This is a genomic window from Stenotrophomonas sp. YAU14A_MKIMI4_1 (genome assembly GCF_003086855.1).
Lineage (GTDB): Bacteria > Pseudomonadota > Gammaproteobacteria > Xanthomonadales > Xanthomonadaceae > Stenotrophomonas.
This window is the reverse complement of sequence record NZ_CP025998.1, coordinates 4122090-4141571: the sequence shown is the minus strand read 5'-3', so window position 1 is coordinate 4141571 and position 19482 is coordinate 4122090. Positions and strand designations below refer to the sequence as shown.

21 protein-coding genes are annotated in these 19482 nt (G+C 67.3%); 10 read left to right on the top strand and 11 right to left on the bottom strand.

Annotated features, from left to right (window positions below):
* The first annotated feature begins 9 nt into the window (after nt 1-9).
* Nucleotides 10-621, top strand: a complete 612-nt coding sequence (locus C1931_RS18640; protein WP_108757388.1) for a thioredoxin family protein — start codon at nt 10-12, stop codon at nt 619-621.
* 158 nt (nt 622-779) lie between these two features.
* A complete protein-coding gene (locus tag C1931_RS18635) occupies nt 780-1919 on the top strand; it encodes a hypothetical protein (protein WP_108757387.1) in 1140 nt (379 codons plus the stop codon).
* A 130-nt stretch (nt 1920-2049) separates the two neighbouring features.
* Here C1931_RS18635 and C1931_RS18630 read toward each other — a convergent pair whose 3' ends face one another.
* Nucleotides 2050-2544 carry a MarR family transcriptional regulator gene (locus C1931_RS18630; RefSeq protein WP_108754407.1) on the bottom strand — a complete coding sequence of 165 codons (495 nt, stop codon included), beginning with the start codon at nt 2542-2544 and terminating at the stop codon, nt 2050-2052.
* A 129-nt stretch (nt 2545-2673) separates the two neighbouring features.
* Here C1931_RS18630 and hppD point away from each other — a divergent pair, with 129 nt between their 5' ends.
* On the top strand, nt 2674-3786 hold the full coding sequence (gene hppD / locus C1931_RS18625; RefSeq protein ID WP_199911386.1) for a 4-hydroxyphenylpyruvate dioxygenase: 1113 nt from the start codon (nt 2674-2676) through the stop codon (nt 3784-3786).
* Nucleotides 3787-3870: 84 nt separating this feature from the next.
* Complete coding sequence (hmgA, locus tag C1931_RS18620) at nt 3871-5169, top strand: homogentisate 1,2-dioxygenase (RefSeq protein WP_108757386.1); 1299 nt, start codon at nt 3871-3873, stop codon at nt 5167-5169.
* Nucleotides 5170-5398: 229 nt separating this feature from the next.
* Here hmgA and C1931_RS18615 read toward each other — a convergent pair whose 3' ends face one another.
* Nucleotides 5399-5917 carry a hypothetical protein gene (locus tag C1931_RS18615; protein ID WP_108757385.1) on the bottom strand — a complete coding sequence of 173 codons (519 nt, stop codon included), beginning with the start codon at nt 5915-5917 and terminating at the stop codon, nt 5399-5401.
* Between the two features lie 122 nt (nt 5918-6039).
* On the opposite strand from C1931_RS18615, the gene C1931_RS18610 reads away from it, so the two are divergent.
* Together C1931_RS18610 and C1931_RS18605 are read left to right on the top strand one after the other, a co-directional pair.
* Nucleotides 6040-6681, top strand: coding sequence for a hypothetical protein (locus C1931_RS18610; protein WP_108757384.1), 642 nt, complete (start codon nt 6040-6042; stop codon nt 6679-6681).
* A gap of 72 nt (nt 6682-6753) precedes the next feature.
* Nucleotides 6754-7710 carry a sodium:calcium antiporter gene (locus C1931_RS18605; RefSeq protein ID WP_108757383.1) on the top strand — a complete coding sequence of 319 codons (957 nt, stop codon included), beginning with the start codon at nt 6754-6756 and terminating at the stop codon, nt 7708-7710.
* 88 nt (nt 7711-7798) lie between these two features.
* Here C1931_RS18605 and C1931_RS18600 read toward each other — a convergent pair whose 3' ends face one another.
* From C1931_RS18600 to C1931_RS18565, 8 genes are all read right to left on the bottom strand, one after another.
* Nucleotides 7799-8185 carry a Na+/H+ antiporter subunit G gene (locus tag C1931_RS18600; RefSeq protein WP_108751104.1) on the bottom strand — a complete coding sequence of 129 codons (387 nt, stop codon included), beginning with the start codon at nt 8183-8185 and terminating at the stop codon, nt 7799-7801.
* Entirely contained in the window at nt 8182-8466 is a 285-nt protein-coding gene (locus C1931_RS18595; protein ID WP_006399171.1) for a K+/H+ antiporter subunit F, read from the bottom strand. The genes C1931_RS18600 and C1931_RS18595 overlap by 4 nt, the downstream gene beginning before the upstream one ends.
* Nucleotides 8463-8969, bottom strand: coding sequence for a Na+/H+ antiporter subunit E (locus C1931_RS18590; protein WP_108751103.1), 507 nt, complete (start codon nt 8967-8969; stop codon nt 8463-8465). Before C1931_RS18590 ends, C1931_RS18595 begins: the two co-directional genes overlap by 4 nt.
* Complete coding sequence (locus C1931_RS18585; RefSeq protein ID WP_108757382.1) at nt 8966-10501, bottom strand: monovalent cation/H+ antiporter subunit D; 1536 nt, start codon at nt 10499-10501, stop codon at nt 8966-8968. Before C1931_RS18585 ends, C1931_RS18590 begins: the two co-directional genes overlap by 4 nt.
* The gene (locus C1931_RS18580) at nt 10498-10875 is read right to left on the bottom strand and encodes a Na+/H+ antiporter subunit C (protein WP_108754400.1); all 378 of its coding nucleotides are present in this window, start codon (nt 10873-10875) and stop codon (nt 10498-10500) included. Before C1931_RS18580 ends, C1931_RS18585 begins: the two co-directional genes overlap by 4 nt.
* Complete coding sequence (locus C1931_RS18575; protein ID WP_108757381.1) at nt 10875-13703, bottom strand: monovalent cation/H+ antiporter subunit A; 2829 nt, start codon at nt 13701-13703, stop codon at nt 10875-10877. Before C1931_RS18575 ends, C1931_RS18580 begins: the two co-directional genes overlap by 1 nt.
* A 339-nt stretch (nt 13704-14042) precedes the next feature.
* On the bottom strand, nt 14043-14528 hold the full coding sequence (locus C1931_RS18570) for an Mpo1-like protein (protein ID WP_108757380.1): 486 nt from the start codon (nt 14526-14528) through the stop codon (nt 14043-14045).
* A gap of 234 nt (nt 14529-14762) precedes the next feature.
* Nucleotides 14763-15689, bottom strand: a complete 927-nt coding sequence (locus C1931_RS18565; protein WP_029379835.1) for a phosphoribosylaminoimidazolesuccinocarboxamide synthase — start codon at nt 15687-15689, stop codon at nt 14763-14765.
* Between the two features lie 141 nt (nt 15690-15830).
* Here C1931_RS18565 and C1931_RS18560 point away from each other — a divergent pair, with 141 nt between their 5' ends.
* From C1931_RS18560 to yegS, 4 genes are all read left to right on the top strand, one after another.
* The gene (locus C1931_RS18560; RefSeq protein WP_107232903.1) at nt 15831-16160 is read left to right on the top strand and encodes a DnaJ domain-containing protein; all 330 of its coding nucleotides are present in this window, start codon (nt 15831-15833) and stop codon (nt 16158-16160) included.
* 32 nt (nt 16161-16192) lie between these two features.
* Complete coding sequence (rpe, locus tag C1931_RS18555; protein WP_108757808.1) at nt 16193-16870, top strand: ribulose-phosphate 3-epimerase; 678 nt, start codon at nt 16193-16195, stop codon at nt 16868-16870.
* A gap of 3 nt (nt 16871-16873) precedes the next feature.
* Nucleotides 16874-17365 carry a GNAT family N-acetyltransferase gene (locus tag C1931_RS18550; protein WP_108757379.1) on the top strand — a complete coding sequence of 164 codons (492 nt, stop codon included), beginning with the start codon at nt 16874-16876 and terminating at the stop codon, nt 17363-17365.
* Between the two features lie 300 nt (nt 17366-17665).
* Nucleotides 17666-18598: a lipid kinase YegS gene (gene yegS / locus C1931_RS18545; protein ID WP_108757378.1), complete on the top strand. Its 933-nt coding sequence runs from the start codon at nt 17666-17668 to the stop codon at nt 18596-18598.
* A gap of 8 nt (nt 18599-18606) precedes the next feature.
* Here yegS and C1931_RS18540 read toward each other — a convergent pair whose 3' ends face one another.
* Entirely contained in the window at nt 18607-19473 is an 867-nt protein-coding gene (locus C1931_RS18540; protein WP_108757377.1) for an ankyrin repeat domain-containing protein, read from the bottom strand.
* Between the last annotated feature and the right edge of the window lie 9 nt (nt 19474-19482).

Here is a 19482-nt window from a genome sequence, read left to right as displayed (position 1 = left end):
GCAGTGGGCATGGGTACAACGTTCGGCAGGGCCGTGGTGGCCGTGATGTGTGCAGCGCTGATCAGCGCCTGTTCCCAGCAACCGCCGCCGGCACCGGCCGAACCCACCCAGCCCCTGGATACCCGCCCCACCGAGCCACCGGCCGCTGACCCCAGCGTGCCGGTGGCCTCGGGCAACACTCCGGCGGCGGCTGATATCGCCGCCATTGCCGGCCTCAACGCCAGCTTCGACCCGGCCCGCGACCCGCAGGCCGATCTGGAAACGGCCAAGGTGGAAGCGCAGCGCGGCAACAAGCGCATCATCCTGGACGTGGGCGGCGAGTGGTGTTCGTGGTGCCACCTCATGGACAAGTTCATCGAGGGCGATGCCGAAGTGCGCCGCCTGCGCGATGCGAACTTCGTCTGGATGAAGGTGAACTACAGCGAAGACAACGAGAACACCGCGTTCCTGTCGCAGTACCCGCAGGTGAAGGGCTACCCGCACCTGTTCGTGCTGGACGCCGACGGCACCCTGCTGCAGTCGCAGTTCACCGGCGAACTGGAAAAGCCCAAGGGCGAAGGCAAGGGCTACCAGCGCGCCCGCTTCATCGCCTTCCTGGAAAAGTGGGCGCCCCCGCGCTGACCCCGCCCCCCTTGTAGAGTCGAGCCATGCTCGACTGCTCTGCCTGCTCGACTGCCGTGCACGCTCGACTGCCAAGCGGTTACAGAAATCCCCCCCATGGCCGCTAACGGCAAGGACCTCAGTCGAATCGACTGCGGCCCCCACCCGCAGGAGCGCCCATGCACAGCGACCACGCCGACCGATCGCCCGACCCCGCCAGCACACCGGCCGACGGCGCGGCCCCCGAAGGCGTAGGCCTGCCCGCGCAGGAAACCCTGCTGGACGATGCCGGTACCGGCGAAGACACGCTGGACCTGGCGCCGCCGCGCTACCGCCTGCCGCAGATCGCGCTGCCCGACAACGTGGTGCTGAAGGGCGCCGTGCAGAAACTGGTCGAGCAGAAGGCCCGCCTGGACCGGCTGGCCGCCGAAGGCCAGTTGACCGGCCTGCTGCCCGCCGAATGGCAGGGCAGTGGCCTGCGTGCCATCGATCTGTCCAGCTTCATCCAGGGCGTGCTGCCGTTCCTGCAGACCGGCGAACGCGGCGAGACCGCGCCCGCCCGCCTGCCGGTGCGCCACGTGCTGGGCGATGACAGCCGCTGGGGCGTGCAGGACGTGGCCGAACCGAAATCGCTGGCCTGGTACCTGGCCAGCGACGAGCGCGCCAGCGCCGGCAGCAAGGACGTGGCCGAAGCGTGGCTGGTGGGCGCGCTGGGCCTGGCCTGGATGCAGGAAGGGCGCAGCCGCCCCGGTTTCCTGCGTGCCATGGACCAGGACAGCCTGGCCGCACGGGTGACCATGCTGGGCTATCCGCCGCCGGGCGAACTGGCGTTGTACAGCGTGACCGCCCACGGCCAGCCGCAGATCTGGTGCGTGTACGGCCGGCGCAAGCTGCGGCCGTTGCTGGCCCCGTGGCTGAGCGTGCCGCTGCTGACCGCCTATGGCGTAGCGGCGCCGGCGGCGTGGCCGGCCAGTTTCCCGCCGGTGGACGCAGTGGCCGACGCTATTGCCGCAGCCCGCCCGGGCAAGCTGGTGCCGGAAGTGGACCTGGCCAAGGTGGTGGCGAAGATTGCCGAAGACACGGCGGGGGACGCCTGGCAGCCGGTCAGCCTGTTGCAGCTCAACACCTGGTCGCCGCGCTGGACCTTCTTCCTGGGCACCTTCGTCGGCCTGCCTTCGCTGCTGCTGGTCACCGCCGCGCTGGCCCTGCCGGGCGCGGTGGAAGCGGCCACCGTGGCCGCCTCGCTGGGGTTTGCCGGCGGCGCCATCGCCGCCCTGGCCGTGCCGTGGATCCATGCCCGGCGCAAGCACCTGAGCTGACCCCGCTCGGGGTCGGATCCCTTTCCGCAGGAAAGGGCTCTGACCCCACCAAACCCACCGAAGCCTTGGGGTCGGATCCCTTTCCGCAGGAAACGGCTCTGACCCCGGAACAACGCCAAGGTAGGCGCGGTTACACCCCTTCGCCCATCCGCTCCAGCCCATCGCCGGCCAGCCGCAGGATCAGCTTTTCCAGCAGCTGCTCCTCTTCCTCGCTCAGCACCGACATCAGCTTGCGGGTGATCTCGATCACCAGCGGCGCAATGGTTTCGTACACCTCGAAGCCGGCCGCCGACAGCGCCAGCACCGAGCGGCGGCGGTCGTCGCCATGGGTTTCGCGCTTGATGAAGCCGCGCTCCAGCAGCCGCGCCACGGCCCGGCTGACGGCCACCTTGTCCATGGCCGTGCGGTCGGACACCTCGCTGGCCGACGAGCCCGGGTACAGCGCCAGGATGGTGATCACCCGCCACTCGGGAATGGCCAGGCCATAGCGGTCGCCGTACAGCTTGGCGATGTTGCCGCTGACCCGGTTGGACAGCACGCTCAGCCGGTAAGGCAGGAACTGTTCCAGGTCGAGCAGGACGTGCGAGGCGCGCACGCGGGTGGAGGCGGGATCGGCTGGGTTCATGCTGCGGTGCACCTTGCTGGTGGTTTCAGTTGTAACTATAAAGGTTGGGTCCGTACCCTGCATTCTCGCCGGGTCCAACCCCGCCCGCACCTGGTTTGTGCCGATGCGGCACCGATTCGGAGCCACGCCATGAATACCGCCGTCCCGACCGCCTCGCACCCGAACCCCGGCATGCAGGTCACCACCTTCGAAAACCCGATGGGCATCGATGGTTTCGAGTTCGTCGAATTCGCCGCCCCGGCCGGCCGTGGCCAGGAACTGCACGACTACTTCCGCAAGATGGGCTTCAGCGCGGTGCTCAAGCACAAGCAGCGCCCGATTACCGTCTATCGCCAGGGCGACGTCAACTTCCTGGTCAACGAAGACCCCGACTCGTTCGCCGCCGACTTCGCCGAAAAGCACGGCCCCTGCGCCTGCGGCTTCGCCATCCGCTTCCAGAAGCCGGGCGCCGAGGTCTACCAGACCGCGCTGGGCAACGGCGCCGAAGCGGTGGCCTTCAAGCCGGACAGCAAGGCCGTCAACGCGCCGGTCATCAAGGGCATCGGCGATTGCATGCTGTACCTGGTGGACCGCTACGGCGCCGCCGGCAGCATCTTCGATGGCGACTACGAAGCCGTGCCCGGTGCGGACCTGCACCCGTTCGGCTTCGGCCTGACCTTCATCGACCACCTGACCCACAACCTGTACTTCGGCAACATGCAGCAGTGGTCGGATTACTACGAGCGCCTGTTCAACTTCCGCGAGATCCGCTACTTCGACATCAAGGGCCTGAAGACCGGCCTGGTGTCCAAGGCGATGACCGCACCGGACGGCATCGTGCGCATTCCGCTGAACGAATCGTCCGATCCGAAGAGCCAGATCAACGAATACCTGGACGCGTACAAGGGCGAGGGCATCCAGCACATCGCCTGCTTCACCGACAACATCTATGAAACCGTCGAAGCCATGCGCGCGCAGGGCGTGGATTTCCTGGATACGCCGGACACCTATTTCGATGTGATCGACCAGCGCGTGCCCAACCATGGTGAAGACGTGGCGCGCCTGGCCAGGAACAAGATCCTGATCGACGCCGACCCGGAAACCCACCAGCGCAAGCTGCTGCAGATCTTCACCCAGAACTGCATCGGCCCGATCTTCTTCGAGATCATCCAGCGCAAGGGCAACGAAGGCTTCGGCGAAGGCAACTTCACCGCGCTGTTCGAAAGCATCGAGCGCGACCAGATCCGCCGCGGCGTGCTGTAAGGTCAGCGCACGCACCACCCTCGGTAGCGCCGGGCCATGCCCGGCGGCTTTCCGTTCCGGCATCGCTGTTCTCTGGAGCTCCCCATGTCCACCGCCCTCACCGCCCGCGGCTACCAGTCCGGCTTCGGCAACGAATTCGCCACCGAGGCCGTGCCCGGCGCGCTGCCGGTTGGGCAGAACTCGCCGCAGAAGGTGGCCCATGGCCTCTACGCCGAACAGCTGTCGGGTACCGCGTTCACCGCGCCGCGCGGCAGCAACCGCCGCAGCTGGCTGTACCGCATCCGCCCGGCGGTGACCCACGGCGAGTTCACCCCGTTCGCGCAATCGCGGCTGCAATGCGATTACAACGCGCAACCAGCATCGCCGAACCAGCTGCGCTGGAGCCCGCTGCCGCTGCCGGAACTGCCGACCGATTTCGTCGAAGGCCTGTACACGATGGGTGGCAACGGTTCGCCCGATGCGCACGCCGGCGTGGGCATCCACCTGTATGCCGCCAACCGTGACATGGTGGGCCGCTACTTCTACAGCGCCGATGGCGAACTGCTGATCGTGCCGCAGCTGGGCGCGCTGCGCCTGCTGACCGAGCTGGGCGTGGTCGAGATCGAGCCGCAGCAGATCGCGGTGATTCCGCGCGGCGTGCGCTTCCGCGTCGAGCTGCCCGACGGCCCCAGCCGCGGCTATGTGTGCGAAAACCATGGCGCATTGCTGAAGCTGCCCGACCTGGGCCCGATCGGTGCCAACGGCCTGGCCAACCCGCGCGACTTCGAAACCCCGCATGCCGCCTTCGAAGACATCGACGGCGACTTCGAGCTGATCGCCAAGTTCGACGGCCGCCTGTGGCGCGCGCCCATCGACCATTCACCGCTGGACGTGGTGGCCTGGCACGGCAACTACGCGCCGTACCGCTACGACCTGCGCCGCTTCAACACCATCGGCTCGATCAGCTACGACCACCCGGACCCGTCCATCTTCCTGGTGCTGCATTCGCCCAGCGACACACCCGGCACCAGCAACATGGATTTCGCCATCTTCCCGCCGCGCTGGCTGGTGGCGCAGAACACCTTCCGCCCGCCGTGGTTCCACCGCAACATCGCCAGCGAATTCATGGGCCTGGTGCACGGCGCCTATGACGCGAAGGCCGAAGGTTTCGTGCCCGGCGGTGCGTCGCTGCACAACTGCATGAGCGGGCATGGCCCAGATGCGCCGACCTTCGACAAGGCGTCCAACGCCGACCTGTCCAAGGCCGATGTCATCAAGGACACCATGGCCTTCATGTTCGAAACCCGCGCGGTGATTCGTCCCAGCGCGCAGGCGCTGGCTGCATCGCACCGCCAGGGTGATTACCAGCAGTGCTGGAACGGGTTGCGCAACAATTTCCGGTGAATGAGCGGATCCACGCATGGCGTGGATCTACCGTGGTGCGTCGCATCCACGCATGGCGTGGATCTACCGTGGTGCGTCGCATCCACGCATGGCGTGGATCTACCGTGGTGCATCGTATCCACGCATGGCGTGGATTTGCCGGCCGATGGTGCATCGTATCCACGCATGGCGTGGATCTACCGGGCGGTGCGTAGTAGATCCACGCCATGCGTGGATGCCGTTCGCCGCATCACGCGCCGACCGCAAACCCGTCGCAATGCTCCAACGGCAACGCCTCCAACAACCGCTGCCGCACCCGCTGGCAATAGCCTTCCGAGGTCATGCCGGGTAGCACGCCCAGCGCCGCACGCAGCACGGCCAGCACCTGGTCTTCTGCGCGCGCCTGCTGCAGGTCGCGGAACAACGCTGCGGCCTGTGCATTGCGCTGCATTTCCAGAATGCCCAGCAGGTAGATGCGCGCGGCCGCCAGCGAGCGGCGGCGCTCGACCCCGGCCGGGACCGGTGCAGGGTCCCGCGCGACCGGTACCGCTGGAGGTGCAGCGATTGTCGTTTCCGGCCCGGTCTGCAGATAGCCGCCCTGGATCAGCTGGATCACCATCGCCGGTGCCTCCTGGCCGATCAGGCCGGTCAGATCGGCAATGCTGCGCTGGCCATCGCACAGGATCAGCAGCCGGCGCTGGCGCATGTCCAGCGGCGCGCGGTGGGCCTGCAGCGCGGTTCGGGCGAGGTCGGTCTTGCGCGGTTGCATGGAAGGACAGCCAAGTCGGTGCACGCCGAGCCTGAACGGGCGGCATGAAACGGCGATGACAATGCAGCGCCTGCACGCGCGCTGCGCTAGCGTGCCTGCACACCTTGCCCAGGAAACCACCCATGAAACACCTGCCCCTGGCTGGCCTGCTGCTGTTGTCGCTGGCCGCCTGCAACCGCACGCCGGAGCCGGCCGCACCTTCCGAGCCTGCCGCCACCGCTCCGGCCAAGGACGCCTCGGTGCCCGCCGATGCCGACCTGGCCACGGCTTCGCCGGTGGACCCGCGCAGTGACAGCCCGGCGCGGCTGGACGGCTTTGGCGGCGTGATGCTGGGCGCCGGCATTGCCGAGGTGCGCAGCGGCTATGGCAGCCCCCTGCAGGGACTAGGCACCGATGCCGCCGGCAAGCCGCTGCCGGCCGATGACAGCAATGACGGCTGCTACTTCCTGCGCCCGCAGGATGCCGAAGACCCGCGCCTGATGATCGAAGGCCGCACGCTGGTGCGCTACGACGTGCGCAGCAGCACCATCGTGGCCCCCGGCGGTGGCCGGGTGGGCATGACCCTGGGCGAGCTGCAGACCCTGTACCCGGATCGCGGCGACGTGGTGCCGGACAAGTACGACGACAAGGCCCAGCACCTGCGGGTGCGCCCGGCGCAGGAGGGCGGGGCGGTGGTCGACTTCGCGCTGGGCGCCGACGGCAAGGTGGGCGGCTGGCGGGTGGGCAAGACGCCGCAGGTGGATTACGCCGAAGGCTGCGGCTGAACCTTGATCCGCGGCGCCCCGGTGACGGGGCGCCGCGCGTAGAATCGCGCCACGACCGCTGGGGAGTGCTCGATGATCGTCATAGCCATTGCCTGGTTCCTGCTTGGCCTGCTGTTGCTGGCCCTGGGTGGGGACTCCATCGTCAAGGCCGTCTCCGGCCTGGCCCAGCGCTTCGGCGCCAGTGCCTTCACCGCTGGCCTGCTGTTGTTGGGCGTGGCCACTTCGCTGCCGGAGCTGGCGGTCAACGCGCGCGCGCTGCTGGTCGGCCAGCCGGAACTGGCGCTGGGCAACGCGGTGGGCAGCAGCATCGCCAACCTGGGCCTGACCCTGGCCGTGGCCGCCATTGCCGCGCCCTTGCTGCTGCGCGCGCGCCTGCAGACTGTGCTGTGGTGGTCACTGCTGGCCGCTGCGCTGCTGCTGATCGTGTTCGGCCTGGATGGTGGCCTGCAGCGCTGGGAGGCCGCTGTTCTGGTAGCCGGCTTCGTCGTCGTGCAGGCCGTGCTGCTGCGCCGTGGGCGCCTGGAAGGCCCTGAGGTGCAGGCGGTCATCGCCGAATCGGCGCTCAGCCGCACCAGCCTGCCGTTGAACGTGCTGCGGGTGCTGATCGCCGCGCTGACACTGTACTGGGGCGCGCGCCTGGTGGTTGGTGCGGCGGCGGACTTCGGCACCGCCCTGGGCTGGTCCCCGTTGCTGGTGGGCCTGCTGCCGGTGGCAATCGGCACCGCACTGCCGGAGGTGGCCGTAGCCATCGCCGCCGCGCGTCGTGGCCACGGCGACATGGTGCTGGGCCACGTGCTGGGTTCCAGCGTGGTGAACCTGCTGCTGGTGATCGGCGCGATGGGCCTGCTGCAGCCGCTGGCCCTGCCGGCCTCGTTCGTGCGCCTGGAACTGCCGGCGCTGCTGGCTTTCGCCCTGGTGCTGTACCCGATGCTGCGCGGCGATCTGAAGATCAGCCGCGTGGAAGGTGCGATCCTGCTGGGCGCGTTCGTGGCGTGGGTGGGGTTGGAGATCGCCTTGACCAGCGCGTGATCCAGGACCGTGCCGGGCAACGGTCGGTACCCACCATCGAACCGTGCCGACCAACGGTCGGCACCTACCGCACCCACCGCACCCACCCTCAACGCGCGGTGGTTTCCTCTTCCCGCTCCGGTTCCGGCGGCGGCAACTGCTCTTCGGCGGCGCGTTCGTTGCCCGGCAGGCTGGGCCGGGTTTCCATCAGCAGCGACAGCGCGGCCTTGGCCATCAGGTGCGCGCTGATCGGCGCGGTGATGAACAGGAACACGGTAATCAGCAGCTCGCGCGGCTGCGGGTCCTGGCCCAGGAAGATGTGGTAGCACACCGAACACACCAGCACGCAGCCCACGCCCAGCGTGCTGGCCTTGGTCGGCGCATGCAGGCGCTTGAAGAAGGTGGACAGCTTCACCAGCCCCAGCGCGCCCACCAGGATGAAGAAGCAGCCGAACAGCAGCAGCACCGACAGCGCAATCTGGATGAAGGTGATCATTCGACGATGTCCCGCCGCAGCACGAACTTGCTCAGCACCACCGTGCTGCCGAAGCCCAGCATGGCGATCACCAGCGCCGCTTCGAAGTAGATGGCCGAGTTCAGGTACATGCCGAACAGCATCAGTTCGGCGATGGCGGTCACCGACAGGGTGTCCAGCGCCAGGATGCGGTCGGGCACGGTGGGCCCGCGCAGCAGGCGCCAGGTAGCCAGCAGCATGGCCAGGCCGACCACGTGCATGCACACCACCAGGGTGGTCTGGATGATCTGGAATCCAGTCATGGGAAGATCTCCATCAACGGGGCTTCGTAACGGCGCTTGATCGTGTCGATCAGCTCCTGCGGGTCGTCCAGGTGCAGCACGTGCACCAGCAGGAAACGGCGGTCGTCGCTCAACGCAGCCGACACCGTGCCGGGGGTCAGGGTGATCATGCTGGTCAGCGCGGCGATGCCGTGGATGTTGGCGATATCCAGCGGCAACCAGATGAAACCGGGGTGGATGTTCTTCTCCGGCCCCAGCACCTGGATCGCCACCCGGATGTTGGACACCAGGATGTCCCACAGGGTGACGAACAGCAGCTTGGGCACCGGCCGCAGCGTGCCGATGCGGGCGAATTCGCGGTCCAGGCGCGCGGCGAACAGTGGTACCACCACGCCCAGCACCAGGCCCAGCACGATCTGGCCCAGGGTGAAGCTGTCGGACATCAGCACCCAGAACGCCACCACCATGATGCTCAGGGCGGGCGAAGGGATGATGCGGCGGAACAACGAGCGCTGCGCGTTCATGGCTGGCGGATCTCCGGCGTGGTCGCACGCAGTTGCTGCACGTACTCGCCCGGCTGCAGCAGCTGCGCAGCGATGGCATCGGTGTGGCGCATCAGCGGGGCAGCGCCCAGGGTCATGGCGATGCCATAGGCCAGCAGCAGGCAGGCGGCATACAGCTCGACGCGGCGCAGCGGCGCCTTGCGCGGCGGAGGCAGCGCCGGGTCCGGTGCCGGCACGCGCCAGAACAGGCGGATGCCACCGCGGGTCAGGCCCATGATCACCAGCAGGCTGCTGACCAGCACCGCCGTCCACACCACGCCGGTGTACTGCGCCGGCATGCCGGCCAGCAGTGCGGCCTTGGCCAGGAAGCCGGACAGCGGCGGCAGGCCGGCCACCGACACCGCGCCGATCAGGAACAGCACCGCCGGCGTTTCCTTGCCCGGCATCGGCGCCACCACTTCCTTGCGATCGCTGGCACCGCCGCGGCGGCGCCGGATCAGATCGGCCACCAGGAACAGTGCTGCGGCCACGAAGCTGCTGTGCGGCAGGTAGTACAGGCCGGCGGACAGCACCCGCGGCGTGCCCACCGCAAAGGCAATGAACAGCGTGGCCGCCGAGACGATCACCAGGTAGGAGATCAGCACGCGTAGGCGGGTGGCGGCCAATGCGCCCAGGCCACCCAGCACCAGGGTGGCCACGCCGGCCCACAGCAGCCACTCGCGGCCGTAGCCGGCCATCGCTCCGGCATCCTCACCGAACCACAGCATCTGGATGCGCAGCACCGCGTACAGGCCGACCTTGGTCATGATCGCAAACAGTGCGGCCACCGCTGCCGGCGCGCGCGAATATGCCTCGGGCAGCCACAGGTACAGCGGCATCAGCGCGGCCTTGGCGCAGAACACCAGCAGCAACAGGCCCATGGTGGCCTTCACCAGGGTCAGCTGCGCCGGCGGCACCTGCGCGATGCGCTGCGACAGCTCGGCCATGTTCAGCGAGCCCAGCGAGGCGTACAGCAGGCCCAGGGCAATCAGGAACAGGGTGGAAGCGGTGACGTTGAACACCACGTAGTGCAGGCCGATGCGCATGCGCAGGCCGCGGCCGCCACTCAGCAGCAAACCGTAGGAGGCGATCAGCATCACCTCGAAGAACACGAACAGATTGAAGATGTCGCCGGTCAGGAACGCACCGTTCAGGCCCACCAGCTGGAACTGGAACAGCGCATGGAAGTGCGGTGCGCGCCGGTCCCAGCCCGAGCACGCATGCAGCAGGCAGGGAATGGCCAGCAGCAGGGTGGTCAGCAGCATCCACGCCGACAGTCGGTCGGCCACCAGCGCGATGCCCAGCCGCGCCGGCCAGTCGCCCAGCAGATAGACCTGGATATCACCGCCGGCGGTGGCGGCAAACAGCAGGCCCACCACCAGCGCCAGCGCGCCCAGTGCGGTCCACGCGACCGCGCGCTGCACCTTCGGGCCGTAGCGGCGGTGTTCGACGAACAACGAAAGCGCAGCGCCCAGCAGCGGAACCAGGATCGGCAGGATCACCAGATGGTTCATGCCTGGTCCTCGCCCCGGCGCGGCGGTGCGTCGTCATCGGGTTCGTGGGCGTCCACATGGTCACTGTGGTTGTCGCTGCGGCTGCGCATGGCCAGCACGATGCTGACCGCGGTCATCGCAAAGGCGATCACGATGGCCGTCAGCACCAGCGCCTGTGGCAGCGGGTCGGTGTAGTTGCCCAGGTGGCTGTCCATGCCTTCCTGCAGCACCGGCGCCTTGCCCTGCACCACGCGACCACCGGCGAAGATCAGCAGGTTGGTGGCGTAGGACAGGAAGGTCATGCCCAGGATCACATCGAAGCTGCGCGCGCGCAGCAGCAGGTAGATACCGATGGCGGTCAGTACGCCGATCGCGGTGGCCAAGGCCAGTTCCATCAGTGCATCTCCCCGGTCAGGGCCGAACGGCGTTGCAGATCGATCTCGCCCTTGCGCGCAGTGCGGGTGCGCGAGGGTTTGATCGTGCCCATCATCGACAGCATCAGCATGGCGCCGCCGAACACCACCAGGTACACGCCGATATCGAAACCGATCGCGCTGGCCAGCGGCACCTCGCCAATCAGCGGCAGGTGCAGGTCGATATGCCCGCTGGTCAGGAACGGCACGCCGAACAACATGGAGGCGCAGCCGCTGAGCAGGGCGATCAGCAGGCCGGCACCGATGCAGCGGATGTAGTCGAAGCCGAAGCGCGATTCCACCGACGCCGAGCCCTGGATCACGTACTGGATCAGCAGCGGCACCGCCAGCACCAGGCCGGCAATGAAGCCGCCGCCGGGCGCGTTGTGGCCGCGCAGGAACAGGAAGATCGACACCGTCAGGGTGAGCGGGAACATGATCTGGGCCAGGTCGGCCGGCACCGGCAGCTTGATCGGCGGGCCCGGCATGATCTGTTCCGGCGCCATGCGGGTACGCCGCAGCAGGGCGTGCACCACCAGCGCGGCGATGCCGAACACGGTGATCTCGCCGAAGGTATCGAAACCGCGGAAGTCCACCAGGATCACGTTCACCACGTTCTGGCCGTAGGCCTCGGGCAGCGAGCGCGCCAGCATTTCGCCGGCCATGGTGTTCGGCGGCAGGGTCATGGCGGTGTAGGCCAGCGCACCCAGGCCGGCACCGGCGATGATGGCGATCACCGCATCGCGCCGCTTGCGCCAGCGCGGCCGCTCGGGGCCGGATTGTGCAGGCAGGTAGTTCATGCCCAGCAGCATCAGCACCAGGGTCACCATCTCCACCAGCAGCTGGGTCAGGGCCAGGTCCGGTGCGGACAGGAACACGAAGGTCAGCGCGACCATCAGGCCCACGCCGCCCACCAGCAGCACCGCCAGCAGGCGCTGCTTGTAGATGCGCAGGGTGGCCACCGCGCAGCCCATCATCACCAGCCACAGCGCCCAGCCCAGCAGCGGAATGGGCTGCGGCTTGGTCCAACTGGGCGAGCCCGGGTTGGCCACGAACGGCGCCGCGCCCACCACCACCGCCACCAGCACCAAGCCCAGCAGCATGCGCTGCAGGCTGCCGTTGGCAATGCCGTTGGTCAGGCGCATGGCCAGCGCGGAAAGCGCATCCAGCTGCGCATGGAACACGTTGCGGCCGGTGGCGGTGTTCTGCACGCCGTGCAGGTTGATCAGCCTGCGCAGGCCGAAGTACAGCGCCACGCCGCCCACCACGCCCACCGCGCTCATCGCCAGCGGCAGGTTGAACCCATGCCAGACCGACAGGCTGTAGTCGGGCATGGCCGGGCCCAGGATGGCCGCCGCACCGGCGTGCAGCACCGGGGCGATGGTCAGCGCCGGGGCAATGCCCACCGCCACGCAGATCACCACCAGGATCTCCACCGGCACCTTCATCCAGCGCGGCGGCTCATGCGGCACGTGGTCCAGGTCGTGCGGGCCGTCGCCGAAGAAGGTGTCGTGCACGAAGCGCAGGCTGTAGGCCACGCCGAACACGCCGGCCAGCAGCGCGGCGATCGACACCGCCATGCGCATGGTGCCCGGGCCGCCAGCGGTGAGCGCCTCGGCAAACAGCATTTCCTTGGACAGGAAGCCATTGAGCAGCGGAATGCCGGCCATCGCCAGCGAGGCAATGATGGCCAGCGCACTGGTGAACGGCATCAACCTGCGCAGGCCGCCCAGGCGGCGCATGTCGCGGGTGCCGGTCTCGTGGTCGATGATGCCGGCGGCCATGAACAACGACGCCTTGAACGTGGCGTGGTTGAGGATATGGAACACGCCGGCCACCACCGCCATCGGCGTGGACAGGCCGAACAGCAGGGTGATCAGGCCCAGGTGGGAAATGGTCGAATAGGCCAGCAGGCCCTTCAGATCGTGCTGGAAGATCGCGTTCCAGGCGCCGATCAGCAGGGTGAGCGCACCAATGCCACTGACCGTATAGAAGAACAGATCGCTGCCGGCCAGCGCCGGGTGCAGGCGCGCCAGCAGGAACACGCCGGCCTTCACCATGGTGGCCGAATGCAGGTACGCCGACACCGGGGTGGGGGCGGCCATCGCGTGCGGCAGCCAGAAATGGAACGGGAACTGCGCGCTCTTGGTGAAGATGCCGGCCAGCACCAGGAACAGCGCATACGGGTACAGCGCACTGGCGCGGATCTGCTCGCCGGCGGCCAGCACCGCGTCCAGGTCGAAGCTGCCGACGATGCGGCCGATCAGCAGCACGCCACCAAGCAGGGCCAGGCCACCGCCACCGGTGATCACCAGCGCCATGCGCGCGCCCTCGCGGGCGTCCTGCCGGTGTGACCAGAAGCCGATCAGCAGGAACGAGCTGATGCTGGTCATTTCCCAGAAGATCATCAGCAACAGCAGGTTGCCGGAGATCACCATGCCCAGCATGGCGCCCATGAACAGCAGCAGGTAGCAGTAGAAGCGGTGGGCGTTGTCCTGGCTGCTCAGGTAGTAGCGCGCATACAGCACCACCAGCGCGCCGATGCCCAGCACCATGCCGGCGAACATCCAGGCCAGCCCATCCAGGCGCAGGGCGAAGTCCAGCCCGATCTGCGGCAGCCAGGGCACCACGCTGCGCACCACCTGGCCATCCATCACCGCTGGGGTCAGCCAGCCAAGAATGGCCAGCCCGCCCAACGGCGCCAGCGCCGCCAGCCAGGCAGCAGTGGTGCGCGAACTACGGGGGAAGGCGGCAACGGCCGCTGCCATCAGGAACGGCAGGGCCAGCAGCAGGGGCAGGCTGGGGAGCATGCAGGGAATCCATGATTCACGAGCAGGTCAGTGAGTCTAACAGTCAGTCAAATGTCGCCGAAACCCATGTAACGGCGACAAACAGCATGTAACGTGCGGTATTCATGTTTTTTGCAGCGCAATATGGGGCGTTTGCGGCCTTGCCGGGTACGTGTGGCGGCTTTGCCGAATCGGCCCCTACGCCCGCGCACGGAAGGGCGCAGGCCCTGCACCGCAGGGGCTGCGGGTTCACGTGGGTCGGCAACGGATGGGATCAGCCACGGCCTGGCCGGCAGCGTGGCAGGCACGGCGTACAGCCACAGTGAGCGCGCGGCCCCGTTCAGGAAAGCCGCCCGGCGATCAGTAGCGCCAGTCCAGCTTGCGGTACAGCTTGGCCATCACCCAGGCCGGGCCGATCAGCAGGTAGGTCAGATCGGTCAGGAAGCTGGGCTTGCGGCCCTCGAACTTGTGGCCGATGAACTGGGCGATCCAGGCCACCACGAACACGCCCAGCGCCAGCCAGCGCAGCGCATGCAGGCCGATTTCGGCTTCCAGCAGGCGGCACAGGCAGCCGAACACGAAGAACTGGATGAGCATGCCGATGCCCAGGGGGCGCGACAGCTTGTTGTAGAAGCACCAGGCGCTGAACATCGCAAACGCCGCCCAGATGCCGTACTGGAACCAGGTGATCAGCGGCGGCACGCACCACAGCAGGGCCACCACCGACCACAGGATAGCCGGTACGGCGACCACATGGATGGCCTGGTTGATCGGGTTCTGGTGGTCGTCGGAATAGCTGGCGAAGTAGCGATCGACGGGGCGTGCAAGCTGGGTGGTGGTCTGCATGCGGCCAGCATACTCCCGCAGCGCCGCGCGGTGATGGGGGGCGTGGAATGGTGGGGGCGACCGGGTGGGGCCGACTGTGTGGAAACGACGGGGTCGGACCGACCGGGTAGAGTCGACCGTTGGTCGACTATCGCGCGCAGCGCGGCGATTTCCGCGGTTTGAACGGAGAGCAGTCGACCAACGGTCGACTCTACCGGAACGCCCCCAGCCGCGCGGGCCGGGGGCGCAGGGGCATCAGTCGACGCTGATGCCGGCCAGGCGCTGCAGCGCCTCGGCGTACTTGGCGCGGGTGCGCTCGATGATCTCGGCCGGGATGGTCGGGCCCGGGGCGGTCTTGCCCCAGTCCAGCGTCTCCAGGTAATCGCGCACGAACTGCTTGTCGTAGCTCGGCGGGCTGGTGCCCACTTCGTACTCGTCGGCCGGCCAGTAACGCGAGGAATCCGGGGTCAGCATCTCGTCCATGATGTACAGACGGCCATCGGCATCGGTACCGAACTCGAACTTGGTATCGGCCAGGATGATGCCGCGTTCGCGGGCGTAATCGGCGGCGAACTTGTAGATGCGCAGGGTGGCATCGCGCACGCGCTCGGCCAGGTCCGCACCCACCTGCTTGACCATCGCATCGAAATCGATGTTCTCGTCATGGTCGCCCACGGCGGCCTTGGTCGAAGGGGTGAAGATCGGTTCGGGCAGCTGCTCGGCCTGGCGCAGGCCGTCGGGCAGGTCGATGCCGCTCACCTTGCCGGTGCGCTGGTAGTCCTTCCAGCCGCTGCCGATCAGGTAGCCGCGGGCGATCGCTTCCACCGGCACCGGCTTCAGCTTGCGGGTCACCACCGCGCGCTTGGCATACAGGGCCGGGTCCACACCCTCGGGCAGCACGCTGGCCACATCGATGCCGGTCAGGTGGTTGGGCATCAGGTGCGCGGTCTTGGCGAACCAGAAATTGGACACCTGGCAGAGCATCTCGCCCTTGCCCGGAATCGGGTCGGGCAGCACCACGTCGAACGCCGACAGGCGATCGGTGGCCACCATCAGCAGGTAATCGCCCGGCGGGGTCCCTGCCGGCAGCCGCTCGCGCGGAATATCGAACACATCACGCACCTTGCCGCGATGGCGCAAGGGCAGGCCGGGGAGATCGGATTGCAACAGCGTGGTCGGCACGGGCACTCCTGGGGCTTTGTCGATACGGCTGCCCAACGGACCCGGCGGGCCCGCTGACCAGCGGGCGGCCTAGTGTAAAGCGGTCCGGGCCCGCTGTGACGTAAAATGATCGTCCATTTCGTCGGTCACCCCCGGAACGCCATGCGCTGGTACGGAAAACTGCTCGGATTCATCGCCGGGGCCCTGCTGTTCCGGCCCAATCCGCTGTTCGGGGCGGTGGTGGGCCTGCTGCTGGGCCACGCCTTCGACAGCGACTGGTTCCGCCTGAACAAGGAAAACCCGTACCGGGAGCTGGGGCTGACCTCCGAGGCCACCGACGCCGAGATCGAGCGCGCCTACCGCAAGCTGATTTCCCAGTACCACCCCGACAAGCTGGGTGGCGCCGCCCCCGAGCTGCAGCAGCAGGCCGAACAGAAGTCGCGGCGCATCAATGCCGCCTACGACCGCATCAAGACCCTGCGCAAGCGCTGAACCCCTTTCCCCTCGTGCCCAAGGCCCCGGCCATGTCCAACTGCCTCATCGCCCCGTCCATCCTGTCCGCCGATTTCGCCCGCCTGGGCGAGGAAGTGGACAACGTCCTGGCCGCCGGTGCGGACTGGGTCCATTTCGATGTGATGGACAACCACTACGTGCCGAACCTGACCATCGGCCCGATGGTCTGCCAGGCGCTGCGCAAGCACGGCGTCACCGCGCCGATCGACGTGCACCTGATGGTCGAGCCGGTGGACCGCATCATTCCCGATTTCGCCGAGGCCGGTGCCACCTACATCAGCTTCCACCCGGAAGCGAGCCGCCACGTGCACCGCACCATCCAGCTGATCCGCTCGCTGCGCTGCAAGCCGGGCATCGTGCTGAACCCGGCTACCCCGGTGGACATCCTGGATTGGGTGCTGGATGACCTTGACCTGGTGCTGCTGATGTCGGTCAACCCGGGCTTCGGCGGCCAGGCCTTCATTCCCTCGGCGCTGGACAAGCTGCGCGTGGTGCGCCGGAAGATCGATGCCAGCGGCAAGGACATCCGCCTGGAGATCGACGGTGGCGTGAAGGCCGACAACATCGGTGCGATCGCCGCCGCCGGCGCCGACACCTTCGTTGCCGGTTCGGCCATCTTCAACGCCAAGACCAGCTACCAGGACGTGATCGCGCAGATGCGCGCGAATGTCGCTGCGGCGCGGGGCTGAGCCATGGGCACGGCGGCCGTGTTGAACATCCGCGCGGCCACCGTGGCCGACGCCGGCCTGATCCTGCGCTTCATCCGCGAACTGGCCATCTACGAGAAGGCCGAGCACGCGGTGCAGACCGATGAGATCGGCATTGCCGAGAGCCTGTTCGGCGCCGATGCCAGCGCCCGCGCGCTGATCTGTGAAGCCGACGGCGAAGCCATCGGCTACGCGGTGTACTTCTACAACTATTCCACCTGGCTGGGCCGCAAGGGCATCTACCTGGAAGACCTGTACATCAGCCCGGAAAAGCGCGGCGGCGGTGCCGGCAAGGCACTGCTGAAGTACATCGCGCGCCAGGCCGTGGCCGAAGGCTGCGGTCGTTTCGAATGGTCGGTACTGGACTGGAACACCCCGGCCATCGCGTTCTACACCGCCGCCGGCGCAAAGCCGCAGGACGAGTGGACCGTGTACCGGCTGCAGGGCCAGGCCCTGCACGATTTCGCCAACGGTTGATGCGTAGGGCAGCCACGCATGGCGTGGCTCTACCGGGCCGGCGCCTCAACCCGGGTGTGGTGGGTGCGAACCGCCACCCGGTAGGTGCGAACCTTGGTTCGCACTGCTCGAGCCTGAAAAAAAAAGCCGCGCCAACCCCCGGCGCGGCTTCGCTGCATGCGTGGGAGGCTGATCCTGCCTCCATCCATCATCCCTGCTATGGCCTTCCATTCTCCGGGCCATCCATGACACCTGAATGACATTCACCGCGGGCAAACGCGGCGTTGCTAGCCTGTGCCACCCCCCTCCCGGAAGCACTGCATGAGCACCCCGCGCTGGCGCCTGATCCTCAACGGCAAATCCGCAGGCGACGACGACCTGCGCAGTGCCGTCGGCCATTGGCGGCAGCAGGGCGTACAGCTGGAAGTGCGGGTGACCTGGGAAGAGGGCGACGCCGAGCGTTACGTGGCCGAGGCCATCGACCACGGCGTGGACGTGATCGTGGCCGCCGGCGGCGATGGCACGCTCAGCGCCGTGGCCGAAACCCTGGCCCACCGCGATGAACCGGCCGAGGCGCTGCCCTCGCTGGCGCTGGTGCCGATGGGCACGGCCAATGATTTCGCCACTTCCGCCGGCATTCCCACCGAACCCCAGCAGGCCTTTGCATTGATCGGGCAGGCCCGCGCGCGCGCTGTGGACCTGCTGCGCGTGGACGCCGACGGGCGGACCTGGTGGTGCGCCAACCTGGCCAGCGGTGGCTTCGGCACCCAGGTGACCGTGGAAACCGATGCAGGTTTGAAAAAGATGCTGGGTGGGCTGGCCTACGTCATCACCGGCATCGCCAAACTGGGCCGCATCGAGCCGATCACCGCGCGCCTGTCCGGCCCGGATTTCGCATGGGAAGGCGGCTTCATCGCCCTGGGCATCGGCAATGGCCGCCAGGCCGGTGGCGGCCAGCAGCTGTGCCCGCAGGCATTGATCGATGACGGCCTGCTGGACGTGACCGTGGTGCCCGAACTGGAAGGCGAGGTGGCCGCCACGATCGGCCAGATGCTGACCGGTGGCAAGGAAGCCGCGCTGGAGCGCGTGGCAACGCGCGCACAGTTGCCGTGGTTGCAGATCGAGGCCCCGCAGGCGCTGACCTTGAACCTGGACGGCGAGCCGGTGCAGGCCCGCCGCTTCCGTATCGACTGCGTGCCGGGCCGGGTGCGCATGCACCTGCCGGCTGGCTGCGAGCTGCTTTCCGGGGCTTGAGCTACGGGCTACAGCAGGGGGATGTCTTGTTCCCGGCTGGGGAACTTGAAGGCCTCCCGCTTTCTGCGGATGTGCTCGGGCATCGGCGGGCGTGGGATGTTGCGGTCAGCCAACCATTGCTGGCACTTCTTCTGCCACGGCAGGTTGTCGGGCGTGGTGATTTCCCAGTAGATGTCTTCGACCATCAGCTGACGCGCAGTCTTGCCCGATCCTTCCTGGACAGGTTGGGAGATGGTGGGATCTGCTCCGTGCTCCAGCAGCCAGTAGGCATAGTCGAATCCACCTCTTCCTGTGTACCAGCTCAGGACGGTGTCGTCACCCAAGCTGCGGCGATTGGATTCATTTACATCTGCGCCGTTTTTCACCAGCGTCTGGACATTCTTCCATTGATTTCCGCTGATGAACGCCTGGTAGAGAAGCGTCTCATTGTTGACGTTGCGCGTATCGGGATTTCCGCCATGCTTAAGCAGAAGATCCAGATAGCGCGCGTCGTCCATCTTCGCCGCGTAGACCATCGCGTTGTCGAAGTTGATCAACTGCCCGTTCATCTGCTTGGACTCGCGGGCATTGGGGTCTGCACCGGCATCGAGCAAGGCTTTCAGTCCCTCGATGCTGCGGGCTCGCAGCGGCCATGCGATCAGGGGAATTCCGTCGCGCGATGAAAACGTCTTGTCCGGGTCGACGCCCTCGTCTTTGACAAGGTGACGTATGGCATCGGAGTCGCCGCCTTCGGCGGCAATCGCCAGCTGTAAAGCCTTGCCTTCAAAGTAACCCTCAGCGCCATGCATCGACTGCGACGTGCATGCTGAAAGCAGAGTCAACGCTGCCGCCAATACGGCGGAACCGAAGATGGGATTACGAAAGCGAGAGTCCATTTCATCTGT